This window comes from Kitasatospora sp. NPDC050543, from assembly GCF_044457565.1.
In the GTDB taxonomy this organism is placed as follows: Bacteria; Actinomycetota; Actinomycetes; order Streptomycetales; family Streptomycetaceae; genus Kitasatospora.
Window position 1 is genome coordinate 109,955 of record NZ_JBITGZ010000009.1, and the last position, 13,831, is coordinate 123,785.

The 13,831-nt window shown below is 70.0% G+C and carries 16 protein-coding genes and 1 pseudogene; 5 read left to right on the forward strand and 12 right to left on the reverse strand.

Annotation, left to right across the window (positions count from 1 at the left end; genetic code table 11):
- The first annotated feature begins 260 nt into the window (after positions 1 to 260).
- Positions 261 to 812 carry an ATP-binding protein gene (locus ACIBH3_RS14065; RefSeq protein WP_396312189.1) on the forward strand — a complete coding sequence of 184 codons (552 nt, stop codon included), beginning with the start codon at positions 261 to 263 and terminating at the stop codon, positions 810 to 812.
- A 52-nt stretch (positions 813 to 864) separates the two neighbouring features.
- On the opposite strand, the gene ACIBH3_RS14070 is transcribed toward ACIBH3_RS14065, so the two are convergent.
- From ACIBH3_RS14070 to ACIBH3_RS14080, 3 genes and pseudogenes are all read right to left on the reverse strand, one after another.
- Positions 865 to 1,020, reverse strand: coding sequence for a hypothetical protein (locus tag ACIBH3_RS14070; RefSeq protein WP_396312190.1), 156 nt, complete (start codon positions 1,018 to 1,020; stop codon positions 865 to 867).
- Between the two features lie 320 nt (positions 1,021 to 1,340).
- Positions 1,341 to 1,571: a hypothetical protein gene (locus tag ACIBH3_RS14075; RefSeq protein WP_396312191.1), complete on the reverse strand. Its 231-nt coding sequence runs from the start codon at positions 1,569 to 1,571 to the stop codon at positions 1,341 to 1,343.
- A gap of 12 nt (positions 1,572 to 1,583) precedes the next feature.
- Positions 1,584 to 2,009 (reverse strand): annotated as a pseudogene (locus ACIBH3_RS14080) (SPFH domain-containing protein); the annotation flags it as partial.
- Positions 2,010 to 2,047: 38 nt separating this feature from the next.
- On the opposite strand from ACIBH3_RS14080, the gene ACIBH3_RS14085 reads away from it, so the two are divergent.
- Positions 2,048 to 2,242, forward strand: a complete 195-nt coding sequence (locus ACIBH3_RS14085; RefSeq protein ID WP_396312192.1) for a hypothetical protein — start codon at positions 2,048 to 2,050, stop codon at positions 2,240 to 2,242.
- Between the two features lie 107 nt (positions 2,243 to 2,349).
- On the opposite strand, the gene ACIBH3_RS14090 is transcribed toward ACIBH3_RS14085, so the two are convergent.
- Both ACIBH3_RS14090 and ACIBH3_RS14095 read right to left on the reverse strand, forming a co-directional pair.
- Positions 2,350 to 3,459 (reverse strand): restriction endonuclease, encoded by a 1,110-nt coding sequence (locus ACIBH3_RS14090; RefSeq protein WP_396312193.1) that lies wholly within the window; start codon positions 3,457 to 3,459, stop codon positions 2,350 to 2,352.
- Positions 3,460 to 3,816: 357 nt separating this feature from the next.
- Entirely contained in the window at positions 3,817 to 4,266 is a 450-nt protein-coding gene (locus ACIBH3_RS14095; RefSeq protein WP_396312194.1) for a MarR family winged helix-turn-helix transcriptional regulator, read from the reverse strand.
- 102 nt (positions 4,267 to 4,368) lie between these two features.
- On the opposite strand from ACIBH3_RS14095, the gene ACIBH3_RS14100 reads away from it, so the two are divergent.
- A complete protein-coding gene (locus tag ACIBH3_RS14100) occupies positions 4,369 to 4,794 on the forward strand; it encodes a nuclear transport factor 2 family protein (protein WP_396312195.1) in 426 nt (141 codons plus the stop codon).
- A gap of 333 nt (positions 4,795 to 5,127) precedes the next feature.
- Entirely contained in the window at positions 5,128 to 5,814 is a 687-nt protein-coding gene (locus tag ACIBH3_RS14105) for a hypothetical protein (RefSeq protein ID WP_396312196.1), read from the forward strand.
- Positions 5,815 to 6,219: 405 nt separating this feature from the next.
- Here ACIBH3_RS14105 and ACIBH3_RS14110 read toward each other — a convergent pair whose 3' ends face one another.
- Entirely contained in the window at positions 6,220 to 6,660 is a 441-nt protein-coding gene (locus tag ACIBH3_RS14110; protein ID WP_396312197.1) for a nuclear transport factor 2 family protein, read from the reverse strand.
- Between the two features lie 119 nt (positions 6,661 to 6,779).
- Here ACIBH3_RS14110 and ACIBH3_RS14115 point away from each other — a divergent pair, with 119 nt between their 5' ends.
- Positions 6,780 to 7,352, forward strand: coding sequence for a TetR/AcrR family transcriptional regulator (locus ACIBH3_RS14115; protein WP_396312198.1), 573 nt, complete (start codon positions 6,780 to 6,782; stop codon positions 7,350 to 7,352).
- A 134-nt stretch (positions 7,353 to 7,486) separates the two neighbouring features.
- Here ACIBH3_RS14115 and ACIBH3_RS14120 read toward each other — a convergent pair whose 3' ends face one another.
- The 6 genes from ACIBH3_RS14120 to ACIBH3_RS14145 all read right to left on the reverse strand — a co-directional run bounded on the left by ACIBH3_RS14120 (position 7,487) and on the right by ACIBH3_RS14145 (position 13,814).
- Entirely contained in the window at positions 7,487 to 8,407 is a 921-nt protein-coding gene (locus ACIBH3_RS14120; RefSeq protein ID WP_396312199.1) for a hypothetical protein, read from the reverse strand.
- A gap of 33 nt (positions 8,408 to 8,440) precedes the next feature.
- Positions 8,441 to 8,950 (reverse strand): DinB family protein, encoded by a 510-nt coding sequence (locus ACIBH3_RS14125; protein ID WP_396312200.1) that lies wholly within the window; start codon positions 8,948 to 8,950, stop codon positions 8,441 to 8,443.
- 355 nt (positions 8,951 to 9,305) lie between these two features.
- Positions 9,306 to 10,376, reverse strand: a complete 1,071-nt coding sequence (locus tag ACIBH3_RS14130; protein ID WP_396312201.1) for a helix-turn-helix domain-containing protein — start codon at positions 10,374 to 10,376, stop codon at positions 9,306 to 9,308.
- Between the two features lie 252 nt (positions 10,377 to 10,628).
- Positions 10,629 to 11,939 (reverse strand): MFS transporter, encoded by a 1,311-nt coding sequence (locus ACIBH3_RS14135; RefSeq protein WP_396312202.1) that lies wholly within the window; start codon positions 11,937 to 11,939, stop codon positions 10,629 to 10,631.
- A gap of 5 nt (positions 11,940 to 11,944) precedes the next feature.
- The gene (locus ACIBH3_RS14140) at positions 11,945 to 12,547 is read right to left on the reverse strand and encodes an isochorismatase family protein (RefSeq protein ID WP_396312203.1); all 603 of its coding nucleotides are present in this window, start codon (positions 12,545 to 12,547) and stop codon (positions 11,945 to 11,947) included.
- A 262-nt stretch (positions 12,548 to 12,809) separates the two neighbouring features.
- A complete protein-coding gene (locus ACIBH3_RS14145) occupies positions 12,810 to 13,814 on the reverse strand; it encodes a LysR family transcriptional regulator (RefSeq protein WP_396312204.1) in 1,005 nt (334 codons plus the stop codon).
- Positions 13,815 to 13,831 lie beyond the last annotated feature (17 nt).

Here is a 13,831-nt window from a genome sequence, read left to right on the forward strand (position 1 = left end):
GCCCCGGTGGTGTGCGCGGCGCCGTACGGCGGCTCGGCCGGCACTCTGCCCTCGCTCGGCGGAGGGTGCGCCCTTCGGGGCGGGGGTGCGCCCTCGAACCGCCGTGCCGCCCCTTGCCACCCATGGCGGAGAACGTGCGTTCTCAGTCAAGGCGTGGTGCAGCGCCGTCCAAGATCGACTGCAGGGGCGCCCTAGCGTCTCTTACAGGGGCCGGGCACCCCGCCCGAAGCCGATCCGGAAGCCGCGAAGGTGTGAATACCATGACTGTGAAGATGTCATCACCGCGTGGAAGCGCCCCCGCCGTGGCGGCCGCCGGCTCTCCCACCATCCCCGAGGCCCCCGCCCGCGGCGGCGCCGGCCGTGGCGCGCAGGCGGTGTTCACGGTTGCTGCCGATCCTCGATCCACGCTCCGTGCTCGCAAGCTCGTCATGCAGGCCGCCCGCGGATGGCGGGTCCTGGACGAGGCCGCGCTGGGCGACCTGGAACTGTGCACCGCAGAGATCGTGGCCAATGCCGTGGAACACACCCGGGACGTGAGCATGGTCCGTGTGTCAGGGACCAAGTTCGGGGTGCGCGTCGAGGTCACCGACACCGACCCGCAGCTGCCGCAGCCCTCCGCGCCCGACCTCGACCGCGAGTCAGGACGCGGCCTGCTCCTCGTCGACGCACTCGCCGCCGGGTGGGGCGCCCACCCGAGCGGCACCGGGAAGACCGTCTGGTTCGAGATCACCCCCACCACTGCGCAGCCGGCGGGACGCGACGCGGTGCGACAGACCGAGTGCTGCGCGATGGAACAGGCGGTCGCCGCCTGAGCGGTGTGCGATCCCCCCCCCCCGGAGCCGGCCGCCCGGTTGCGTCTTGCGGTCACCCGGCCGAGGAGTCCCGGTTGCGGATCGCCTGGCGCAGGGCGAGCGGCAGCGGGCCGCAGAGCAGGGCGAGCCGCCCGATCCGGTCGCGGTGTTCGCGTCGTCGGCGGTGGCTCAACAGCAGTTGCAGCCGGGCCGCGTCGGCCAGCGCCACCAGGGCGGCGGCGCCGGGCTCGACCCGGCTGAGGGGGCCGCGCAGCGCCGAGTCGAATGCGGTAAACCAGCGCCTTGCGCGGGCGCGGATCGCGAGGCTCGACCCGGGTGACCGGGAAGAGCCCGAGGATCCGGTGCTGCTCGATGATCGCAGGCCTGCCGTCGGTGTCCCGCAGCAGGCCGCGCTGAAGCAGTTCGGTCAGGGCCGCCGCGCGCAGCAGCATTTCCAGGTTGAGCACCCCGGTGAGGCGGCCGCGCTCGGGGTCGTAGGCGAGCAGATAGAGCTTGCCGGGCAGGGAGCCGGGCTGTTGCGACATGAGGTCAGTCTTCCGGTTCCGCGGTTGGGTCGGGGTCCTCGCCCCTGATCGGGCGGCCCCGCTTGGGCAGTCGGCCCACTCCGCCAGGCATCCGACCGCTGTCGGTCAGCGCCCGGCGGAGCAGGAACTCGATCTGCGCGTTGGTGCTGCGCAGTTCGTCGCCGGCCCAGCGAGCCAGCGCGTCGTGGACGGCCGGGTCCAGCCGTAGCAGGATCTTCTTCCGCTCCGTCGCCACTGGCGGCGCCTCCTACTGGTACAGGGATCCGGTGTTGACCACCGGCTGGGTGCCGCGGTCGCCGCAGAGCACGACCAGCAGATTGCTCACCATGGCCGCCTTGCGTTCCTCGTCCAGCTCGACCACGTCGCGTGCGGCGAGCCGCTCGAGGGCCAGCTCCACCATGCCGACCGCACCCTCGACGATCAACCGACGCGCGGCCACCACGGCGCCGGCCTGCTGGCGCTGCAACATCACCTGGGCCACCTCGGGGGCGTAGGCGAGCCGCGTGATCCGGGACTCCACCACCCGGACGCCGGCCGAGGCGACCCGGCTGGCGATCTCCTCGTCGAGCTTGCGGGTGATCTCGTCGGCGCTGTCGCGCAGCGACAGCTGCCCCGGCTGGTGGGCGTCGTAGGGGTAGCTGTTGGCGATGTGGCGGACTGCGGTCTCGGTCTGCGCTCATCGGGGGGAAGCGCGTCGCGCCTCTGGCCGCGGTGATCCCGGCATCACTCGGCGCGGCCCTTCTGATGCTGCTGACGATCCCCAACGCGCGCGGCTTCGGAGGGGCGCAGGGGGCTCCGACAGGGCTGGCCCTCGTCGTGATGGACGCCTGTTACGCACCACTGCTGCTGTGGGGACCGCTGCTCGGGGTCGCCACGCTCTCCTACTACCGGCGGCACCTGAACTGAGCAGGCGCAGTCGACATCGTTGCGGCCGGCCCACACTCCTCGCAGCACCAGGTCGTATCAACGAGCGGCCCGTCGCGCCCGGGTGCGGGCCGGTACTCCGCCGGCGTCTACGCGTCGGCGACCTCCAGGCCGTAGGCGACGACGGCCTGGCGCAGTCCGCCCGGATAGCCGGCGAGGGCAGGGGTGAAGTCCCAGTTCCCGGCGGTGTCGCGATCGAAGCGGCCCAGACGCATCGCCGTGTTGGCCCCGGCTCCGTCGGCCAGGTGCGCCACGGCCGGGTCCTCCTCGGCGCCGGCTTCGAGGATCAGCGCCGGCCCGGCGAACCCGGCCATGGTCGCTGCCGGGTGGTTCTCGGTGTCGGCTGCGGCGACGATCACGAGCCGATCGGCGTCGGCCGGCAGCGCGTCGAAATCGACCATCAGGCAGGCGTTGGCGTCGCCGTAGCCGGTGACCAGCCGCACCGAGCCATCCGGCGTCGAGCCGTTGTTGTAGAACACCAGGTGCTCGTCCGACAACGCCCTGTTCCCCTGGCACACCAGGGCGGCGATGTCGTACTCCTCTTCGCCGGTCCAGTGGAGCAGAAGCCGCGCCGGCTCGGCGGCGACCTCGATCTCGGGCAGGTCGCCCCCACCGCCGACACCCGCAGCGCCGTACCGCGCGGCCTCGAACACCTCGTGGAAGCTGTGGTGCCTGAGCAGGCCGACCAGCTCGGCGCCATTGATCAGGGTGATCGGCTTGCCGGCGACGAACTGGTGCGAACTCGGGCCGAACTTGCTGGTCGTGACGAGCACGGCCTTCGTCGCGGCCCGATCGTGCTGGAGCGTGCCGTACAGATCCCGCACGGCCGACGGGGGCACCGTGTCCCGGTACCGCTTCACCTGCACGATCACGTTCCCACCGCGAAAGGGATCCGTGTCGATCCCGCGCACGTCCACCCCGCCGTCCCGCGAGCGGGCCGTCAGCTCGACCTTCATGCCCATCGCTTCCATCAGCCGGGCGATGAGCTGCTCGAACTCGACCGGGTCCATCGCCAGCAGGAGCTGAAGCTCACGAACCCGCTTGGCCATCCGACCACGATTGGCGTTGGTGTCGTCGCGCAGGTGGCGGAACAGCATGCGCTGCGCGCGACGCTCATCCGTGTCGGGGTTGCTGACGCGGTGGAGCTTACGGCTCCGGGGCATAGGTGCTCCCTTGGAGGTGACTGATCGAGCAGGCATCACGGTAGGGGACTTGCCGACGCCGTGTCAGTTATGTCGCACAAATAAGACTTTCGGGGAGGATCCCGCGCCGAGGGACCTCCGGAGCGCGCGCCCGGCGTGCCCCGGCGCAGGGATGCTGTCGACGGATCGTCGCACAGGTCACCAACACCGGACGGAACACCGTCTGCTCGGGTGAGGGCCCGGGTCACCCGGGATCATGGTGCAGGGAGGCCCACAGCCGAATCCAGGGGCTGCGGCCGACGCCCTCGCCCGTCATGCTCTCGGGGAGGGGGCGCCCCCACCCCGCCACCAGGCGATCACGGCGCGACCAGCACCGCGCTCGAGACGTCAGCGGCCGTCGGCGGACGCCGCGCCTCACCCCGTCCCGAGCAGGCCGCCGGTGACGAAGCGGTGGAGTGCGCGGGCGAAGGCCCGCGCCTCGTCGGCGGGCCAGGAGGCCAGCGATGCCTCGATGTGCGCGGCGAGGCGCTGCCGGGTGGCCTCGACCACCTGCTGCCCGGCGTCGGTCAGGGTGAGCAGGGTCGCGCGCCGGTCCGCGGGGTCGGCATCGCGGCGCAGCAGGCCGGCTGCCTCCAGCCGGGTGGCGCGGCGCGTGACGCCGGAGCGGTCCAGGCCGATCTCGTCCGCGAGATCGGCTGCACTGCACGGCCCGGTGCGGGCGAGCCCGCTGAGGACGGGATAGGTGACGTCGTCCACGGCCTCGCCCAGGCCCTCGGTCAGACGCTCGTAGAGCTGTGCGCGAGCACTGCGCCTGAGCAGCACTCCGAGCGCGTCCGCGATCTCGTTTCCCACATCGTTCGGCATGCATCCCAGATTAGCGTGCGCGGCGCACGCAACATGCCGTACTATTCAGATGCGTGCTCGACGCACGCAAATCTCCGTCACTCCGACACCCAGGGGACCGCCATGACCACCACCGACACCACCGCCATGACCACCGCCACGCACCCGAGCATCGCCGCCGCGCTCACCGATCTGCTCTTCACCCCCGGCCTCGACCTGACCGAGGCCGTCGACCGCCACTTCGCCCCCGACTACCGCCAGCGCACCGACGGCCGCTGGGACGACCGGGCCGAGTTCACCTCCCACATCGCCCACCTGCGCACGATCGTCGCAGACGGCAGCATCCAGGTCCTCGACGAACTCGTCCAGGGCGACCGCTACGCCGACCGCCACCTGGTCGACATCACCAAGACCGACGGCTCCACCGTGCGCATGGAGGTGTACGTCTTCGCCGAGTTCACCCCCGACGGGCGCTTCCGCCGCATCGAGGAGACCACCCTCATGCTCGACGGCACCGACTCCGACCGGAACATCGGCAGCGCCCGCTGACCCCGCCCTGCGGGAGCAGACCACCGCCGCCGCCCGGCGGCACGGGCAGCCGGCCCTCGGCAGGGACGCAGGAGACCCTGCCGGGCGGCCCGCCGGCGGGCGACTGCCGACGGGCCGCCCGTTCGCAATCGCCACGCAGCGTCCGGCTGCGGGGGATTCGGCCGGGTATGGGGCAGGCAGCCTGTGGAACCTCGCTCGCCGAGCCCGGCCGATGGCGGGCTGCGCCCCGTGACCCATCCGTTCTACGACCAAGCGTCAGACCTGCGGCCTACGATGAGCGTTCAGGTGGAATCGCCCCGCGCGGGTCGTGGGGCGAGGTCGCGAGGGGGACGTATGGCCAGCTGGATCTTCTTCATCGCCCTACTGATGGCGCCCATCGCCATAGGACTGACCCGGGAGATCCGCACCGCACGGCGGCTCAGGGCCTCCGAGCGGCTGCTGCAGGCCCTCGGCCGCCGTCCCGGATGGCGGAGGCTGGAGCGCACCGAGTCCTGGCACCACTACGCCCTGCACTACCCCTGGCTGGACGCCCCGCGCGGCACCACCGTCACCGGCCCGGGCGAGGACGGGCGGGAGATCACCGTCGCCTGGTTCACGCGGTTGGAGCAGCGGCGCGGCCTGCACTGGCTGCTGTTCCATTACGAACTCCCGGAGAGCGTACCGATGATCCGGCTCGAACGGCCCTGGAGCGCCGCCGCCCTGCGGCTGCCGGTCGTCAAGCCGGGTCTCTACATCCCGATGGCTTCGCCCGGGTCGCAGGCACTCACCGAACGCCTTCTTGGCAACGACCTGATCGAGCGCCTCGCCGCCCTGGGCGCCCCCGCAGTGAGCGTCCAGCGGGACACGGCGTGCTTCGCCTACCACCCGCTGCCCAACCGTGGCGAGGCCGAGCGGTACACGGCGGGGCTCGCCGCCCTGCTTCCCGACCTGTGCCGACTCGCCCGCACCACCGAGGAGTCGCAGCCCGCTCAGGACACCGACGGTGTCAAGGACGACCGCGGCCCCGAGGACGACCGCTAGGTGATCGATTCCAAGGGTCAGCTGTCGGCCTGGGACGAGGGCGACCAAAGTCAGGATTCCTTTGCGAGGCCGGACTTGGACTCCCTCGCGACCGAACTCCGCATCAGGACCCACGACCTGCCGAAGGATTCGTCCCAGCTCGCTCCATGGCGTCCGACCTTGAGCACCGCCGTGGTCGCAGCCCCGGCGGTGTGATCGTCCACGCGCTCAGGCGGATCCTCGCTCCGACCGCCGCCACCTGACCCGACCGCCCACACCGGCCGGCCCGTCATGCCGTCGCCGGCCCCTACGACCACCGACCCGGAAGCAGCTGGCCGGCACGTCGGGGAGCCGGAGCGACTGCCCCCACAGCGAGTCCGGCCGGGACTCCTGGAAGGAGTCCCGGCCGGCGGCCGTGCGCTCGCGCTACTTGCCGTCCAGCGCTGTCACCAGCTGCGGCAGATTGCCGCCGGCCACGATGAGGGCCAGGTGGTCGTGGAAGTCCCTGCTGCTGACGATCAGGCCGCCGCGGACCCGCAGCACCTGGATGTTGGCGACCTCGAAGTTCCGCCCGGTCACCCGATGGTGCACCTGGTAGTTCCATTCGGCGACGATCACCTCCGGGTCGTCGGTCTCCCGGATCACCACATTCGTCGCGGTCAGCTCCACGGGCGAATGCGCGGAGACCTCGGCGAACCGCTCCTTGAGTGCGGCCCGCCCCTCGAACCGGCGCGGCCCGACCGGCTCGAAGACGGTCTCCACCACGGCGTCCTCGGCGTAGAGCTCGGCCAGCCCCGAGAACCGCCCCGCGGTGACGCCCTTGAGCAGCTTCTGGAAGACCTCGCGCGGCGACAGCGTTTCGGACATGATCAACCCCCATCGGGATCCGTCGCTAGAATCGGACCAGCGACTCCGGTTTCGACGATACGGACTGACGACTCCGGTTGTCCAGTCCGGCTCTGCCATCGACAGAAGAGGTGAGAGGGATGAGTGGCGCTCAGGAGCGTCCACTGCGGGCGGACGCGGCCCGTAACCGGGCCAGGCTGCTGGACGTCGCCACGGAGGTGTTCACCACCCGCGGCGTCGGCGTGCCGACCGAGGAGATCGCCAGGGCCGCCGGGGTCGGGGTCGGCACGCTCTTCCGGCACTTCCCGACCAAGGAGGCACTGCTGGAGGCTGTGATGGTGCGCAGGCTGGAGACGATCGCGGCCCAGACCACGCAGCTGGCCACGGAGGCCGAACCCGCCGACGCCTTCTTCGGCTGCTTCCGCCTGGTGATCGACCGGTCTGCGGGCAAGAACGAGTTCGCCCAGGCACTCGCCACAGCCGGCGTGGACGCGCACGCCGCCCTGCAGGAGTCCAGCAAGGTGATCCAGGCGCGACTGGCCGACCTGCTGGCCGGAGCACAGCGAGCCGGGGCGGTCCGCCCGGATCTGGGCCTGCCGGAGCTGATCGCCCTGCTGGTCGGCACCAGCACGACGATGGAACACCTCGGAGCTGACCCGACGGCCCGGGAGCGGATCTTCGAGGTGGTCTTCGACGGGCTGCGGCCACGCTGAACCGGAGGCGCGTCGGCCTCCTTTGGGCGTTGCGCAACGGAGCGCGGGCCATCCCGCCATCGCAGGCTTCGGCGGCGCCCGACCGGCCCCTTGGAATGGCCGACGGACGCGGCGCCGTCGTGCTGTCAGTGCTGTCAGGAGTGGGTGGACGGGGGCGGAATGCGGGCCAGGAGTTCGCGGGCGGCCCGGGTCAGGTGTGCATCGATCTCGTCCCGGGGCGCATAGGATCCGGCGTGGCTCAAGCACACCACCACCGCCTCCACCATGGGTGCCAACTCCTCGCAATCCCCGTAAGCCTCCGCGACGTTCTCGATGATGAGTCCGGCACCCTCGACGGGATCGAGCCATCCGCCGACGATCTCGGCGGCCCACCAGCGGGCGAGCGCCAGCCCGTCCCAGTAGCCGTCGGACGGGTGGAAGCCGAACCCGAGCTCGTCCATCACCTGGCCGAACAGCTCCGGGGCATGGTCCTCCTCACCGCGCAGCAGCCAGGCGAGGTGCCACAGCGACGGTGTGTCCACACCGGCGACCAGGGCACGGAGAGCGGCCTGGATCAGAAGGTCCGGGTCGGCGCGCCGGCCGTCGGACCAGCGGTGGGCGATCTCCCGCAGTTCCCGCACTGCCTCGGCCGCCGTTCCGGGGGCTCCGCTCGTCGTCATGGCGGCATGCTGCCACGCGCCACGGACGGCCTGCCAGCGGATATCACGCGGTCGGGTCCGGCGCCGCCTGTCGTAGCCGGGCATGCAGGCTTCGATCAGGAGCCCTCCTGACCACTGACGCCGTGTCGGCTCCCTGTCCGCGCGCCGGCCGCCCGGCGGCACGGGCGGGCTGTACCTACCTTCGACGATGCCCGCGCGGGTGATCAACTCGATTCCCTCGATCACGTCGATTTGGACAACGCGGACCGATACGGCCGTGTCGTTCGGGTTCTTCAGGAGCACCCGTTCGAATGCGTCGAACTTGGTCAACGGATGACCGGTGGCGTCCGCCGGGTCGGCCTCGATCACGAATGCGTTCGCCGAAAGGTCCGTTGCGGCCAGCTCCTTGACGGCCACTCTCCGGGTGTCAGCGCCGGCCCGGACGGCGACTCAGGCGCCGACCGTCCCGTCGACACCCTCACGCAGGAAGTCCGCGTGCCCGTTGTGGCGGCCGTACTCCTGGAGCACGTGCACCATCACCATCCGCAGCGACACATCCTCGCCCCACCTCGGCTGATGACCGGCCAGGTCCAGCGACTCGGCCTCCCGCTCGATACGGCGCGAGTGCTCGACCTCCGCCTCCCAGGCCGCGAAGGCCTCGGCCCTGGTCGACGCGCTCGCGTCGTACGCGGCCTGGAAGTCGATCTCGTCGGACCAGACCATCGGCGCATCGTTGTCCTCGAACACCCGGCGGAACCAGGCGCGCTCCACCTCCGCCATGTGCCGCACCAGGCCGAGCAGCGAGAGCGTCGACGGTGGCATCGACTGCTGCCGTAGTTCCTCGTCGGTGAGCCCGTCGCACTTCATGGCGAGGGTCGCACGGTGGTAGTCGAGGAAGGCCCGCAGCATGTCGCGTTCGCTGCCGAAGTTGGGCGGACCTATGCGGTTGTCGGTGGTCACTGGTCGTACTCCTCGTCATTCCGGCGGTCAGGTCAGAATCTACTCCCACCGGTTGTCCCGGGTGAGGGTCGCCCGCCGGACGACCCGTCAGGGAGCGGACACGGAACCGATATCCGCCGTCGCCCAAGACGCCGAGGGCTACGAGTGCGACGAAGGCAGCGGCGGGAAGGCCCCGCGTGGGGGGCTCGGCGTCGGAGCTCGCACTGCACGCCCTGCGCGACCAAATGGTGCACACCCGCACCGCCGTGCGGACCGACGACCCCACGTTAGTCCTCGTCGCCACCCCCGCGTTGCGGGACGCCCGCCGCATGTGGTCACGCCACGAGAACCGGCAGGCGGGCGCGCTCGTGTCAGGTCACGTGACGGTCCCGGTGTGAGCGTCACGCGCGGCGCTGCTGCCGAACTCCCGCCACTCGCGCGGTGTCATGTCGTACGCGGCACGGAATGAGCGGCTGAAGTGGGCGGCGTCGGCAAACCCCCAGCGGTGGGCCACGGACGCGATCGTCACGGCCGCGCGGCCCTGCTTGCTCAGTTCGCGCCTGGCCTCCTCCAGCCGGCGCTGCTGGATGCGCCTGTGCACGGTGGTTCCATCGTGCTGGAAGAGCTTGTGCAGGTAACGCACCGAGATGCGGTGGGCGCGGGCGATCGACTCCGGCGAGAGGCCGGGGTCGGGCAGGTGCTCGTCGATGAAGGCGCGAATCCGCAGTGAGAGCTGGTCTGCCCCTGCCGTGAGCTCCTGCCTCCCGCTCCGCTCGGCGACCAGGGTCTCCAGCAGGCACACGGCACCGGCGGCCAGCCGCGCGCCGCTTTCCTCCCCGTACGGCCCGCACTGTTCCGCGAGGCGGGCGAGGAACGGGTTGACGAGTCGCCCCACCCCATCGTCGCCGCGAACGGCCTGGGCGCTCATCCTGCGCAGATCTGCTTCGGGGACGCTGAGCAGCCGGCGGGGCAGCATGAAGACCTTCCACTCCATCGGTTCGCGGAAACCGAGCATGAAGGGGCGGGTCGTGTCGTAGAAGGCAAGATCCCCCGGGTGCAACAGGGCCTGCCGTTCGTCCTGCTCGACCACGGCTTGGCCTTTGCACAGCAGACCTATGTGCAGGTACTCGTCACCCGAGGTGATGAGGCGTTTCCCCCGGGTCACCCGGTGAGGGTCCGCGCCGACCGCGGCCATCCGCAGGCTCCCCACCCGGTGGCTGCTGAGGGACCCGGAGAACGGGCCGGAGCCGGGAGTCGCCACGTCGAGGGGGACGAACGTGGCACACACCACGTCGTGCCAGAAGGCGAGCTGATCACCCACTGGCAACGCGTTTGTCGACCACCCGTCGCTCATGACCTGTTCATCGTATTCCACCGAAGACACGCAGCGACCGGGATGCGTGGTCACGTTGTCGCGGGGATTCGCCGTGCCGCTTTCGGTAGCCACACGGCCGAGTACGTGCGCGCTCAGACCGGGCCGGGTGCAGAGCCGGCCAGGACCGGCTGCACGACGATCCGGGATCCTTCCCGGAGCCTGCGGCCACAGTGGCCGTCCTGGAACGAGGCGGTGTCCGTTCGACGGGCGCCGCTGTCGGCGGTGGGTGGCCGACCACCCGCGGAGCACCGGTGAACACGTGGTTCACCGGTGCTGCCAAGTGGTGGACCTGCGCCCACGCGCTGGGGATGACCTCGCCGGGGCCTACATCCCTGAGACCCCGGTGAGGCCGACGCCGTCCTTGCTCCGGGACGCGACCCGGGTGGGTGCCGTCTCCCGGAGGAAGGACGTCGCCACCACGCAGAGCAGCAGGCCGCCGAGGGCCAGATAGAGCACGTACTCGATGCCGTAGTTCTGGGCGAGGAAACCCGATACAGACGGGGCCACACCACCGCCGAATATCTCCGCGACACCGATCACGGTGCCCGCGGCGGCAGCCATCAGGCTCGGCGGGACGGACTCCACCGCCACGGTTCCGGCCAGCAGCCCCAGGCAGCCCATCGCCCCGAAGGCGACGAAGAAGAGCAGCAGGAACAGCACCGGTACCACCGGGCCCTGGACGATGAAGGCGATCAGCATGCACATCGCCATCACCAGGGCGACGACGGCCACGGGCTTGCGGCCGAACTTGTCGGAGAGGCCGGGGACGACGAGCTGACCGGCGAAGGCCCCGAAACCGATACCGGACGCGATGACGCCCATCGCGGACGTTCCGATGCCCAGGTGGTCGACGAGGTAGCTCGGCACCATCGCGCTGAGTACGAAGATGCAGGTCATCGCCCCGCACAGGCCGAGGATGGCCAGCGGGATGTTGCGGTACCGAAAGACGTCCAGCCAACGGACCGCGTCTGTGGACGCGGACGTGGACGGCGGGGTCGGCGAAGACGTCGCCAGGGGCGCGGCCGGAACGGCGGACTCAAAGGCCGGCAGCTGGTCCGTCTCCCTGATCGTCCGGAGGGTGAACCAGGCCAGCACCAGCCCCGGAATCAGCAGGAGCCCGAAGATCCAATGCCAGCTGGGCAGGACCAGCAGCAGTTGGGTGGCGATGATCGGGCCCAACCCGATGCCGAACAGGGCGAAGGTGCTCTGCTGCATGCCCATGTTCAGGCCCCGGCGGTGCGGCCGTGACGCCTCAGCCGTGGCGGCCACCGCCGTCGGGGTGAACGCTCCCTCCGTAACGCCCATGACGACCCGGACGAGGAGCAGGCTGAACAGCCCTGTGGCGAAGCCGGTCAGCAGTGAACAGACCGAGAAGAGCACAAGCGACCCGACCAGAACCTTGCGGCGTCCCAGCCGGTCGGAGATTCCTCCCATCACAAGGGCCGCAGCTCCCCAGGCCAACCCGAGGGCGCCGACGACGTTTCCGAGGTCCTGGTAGTCGAGCCCCAGATCCTTCATCATCGACGGAAACAAGGGACTGATGATCCAGCGATCCAGGCCCACCAGGCCGAACCCCAGAGAAAGCACCAGTACCGCCGAGCGCTCGTACCGGATGTCGTATTCTTTTGGCTTCATTCTGCTTATCCTTCCCGGCTGTCGCGGATCTCGGCGACCAGTTCCCCGGTCGAGAGCGCTCTGCCGAAGAATGTGCCGATGTTCTTTACCGTGGCCGCCTGCGCCTCGTCGCTCAAGGCGCCGGTGGCGTCGCCGATGAAGGCCACTTTGTAGTCGCGCATGTAAGCGCCACGCGCGGTCGAGTCGCAGCAGACCTCCGTGAGGGTGCCGATGATGATCACGGTGTCCACCTGCCGCGGCCCGGATACGGTCGCCAGCACGGTCTCCAACTGCGTGTTGTGGAAGGCGTCGTAGCGGTGCTTACGGATGACGACATCGCCGGGCCGGGGCTTCAGCAGGTCGACGACCTTCGAGCCGAAGCTCCCCCTGCGCATGCCCGCCGTCACGAGTGCCGGGTTGTAGGTGGATTCGAGGGGGGACACGTCGAAGGTGTCCAGCAGAATATGCTCGGTAAAGATCACCGGCATTCCGGCCCTACGGCACTCGCCGATGACCTCCTGCATGCGGGGTATCCGCCGACGCGCCATCGGAACCTCCATGGGATAGCCCTCCAGCACGAAGTCGTTCTGCATGTCGATGACCAGCAGTGCCGTTCTCTGCGGATTCACACGCCACATGGCATTCAGCGGATGACCTCCCTTTGCATTTCACATGCAGCCGACCGGATCGAACGGCCCGACCATCAGGAACAGACCATAACTGCGAAACTCGTTTCCCCGGCCATAGTGATTCCTTATACCGTCCCCGTGACGCAGGTATTGACGACCAGACGATTCGTCTTCGAAGCGTTTCCCTTTGCGTCCCGTCCGAGCACGTCGGCCACCATTGAGTCACGAGACCGAGGGGTGACGGCGATCCCGGGTCTCCGGTTCAGCCCTCTCGCGCGTCCGGTTCGGTGCCGGTACCGTCCCTGTCGCCCTCCGGGGAGCGGGCGTCCCCGGACCCGTCGGCGGAGAGGGTCCGGGCCACCGACCGCGCGAACGCACCGGTCACTCCGTGCTCCCGGCCCACCTCACTGATGCCCACGGTCACGCTGATCTCCGGAAGCAGCCCCGGCAGCCGGGTCGCAAGGAGACCGGCACCGGGGCGCCCCGATCGGTCGAGGACGACTCCGGCCGGCAACACGGTGATGCACTCCCCCAGCCCGATGAGCGCCTCCACCGTCCGGTAGTCGTCGACGACGTGGAAGCGCGAGATCTCGTAGGCGTCGATGAGCGCAGTCGTGATGTGTGCGCGATGCGCCAGCACGGGGTTGTCGAACAGGACGAAGCGGTATCGGGCGAGCAACTCCTTCAGCGCCCGGGCGCTGAACTCCTCCAGGACGGTCCCCCGCGGGTGGACCAGGACAAGTTCCTCGGTACCGACCGTCTCGGTGTCGAACGGGTGCTCCTCCGGGCCCGCCGAGTAGAAGAGCCCCGCGTCGAGCTGGTTGAGTTCGAGCAGGTCGATCAGGGTGGAGGCCGGACGGTTGGTGATCCTGAACTCGTCCAGCCGGTACGCGTCCAGGGCACCGATCAGCACGGCGCGAACCGCCTTTCCGGAAAGCCAGTCGTCGACACCGAACATGATCTCGCGGGGGTGGTCGGCCACCTCCGCGAAGCTGCGGGGCCTGCGCAGGTCGCGCGTACCGAGCACCGTGGCGGCATTCGAGAGGTCCCGCATGAGCTGCGCGGCATACGGCAGGAAGTAGGCGCCCTGTTCGGTCAGCCTGACACCGGTCCAGGCCCGCTCGAAGAGGGCCAGGCCAAGGCTCTTCTCAAGGCGTTGCAACCGCTGGCTCATGGTCGGCTGGGTGATGTAGAGGCTGGCCGCCGCCCTGGAGATGCTCCGGTACCTGGCCACGGCCAGGAAGGACTCGATGACCTCAAGCTGCACGGGGCCGCCCCGATTCC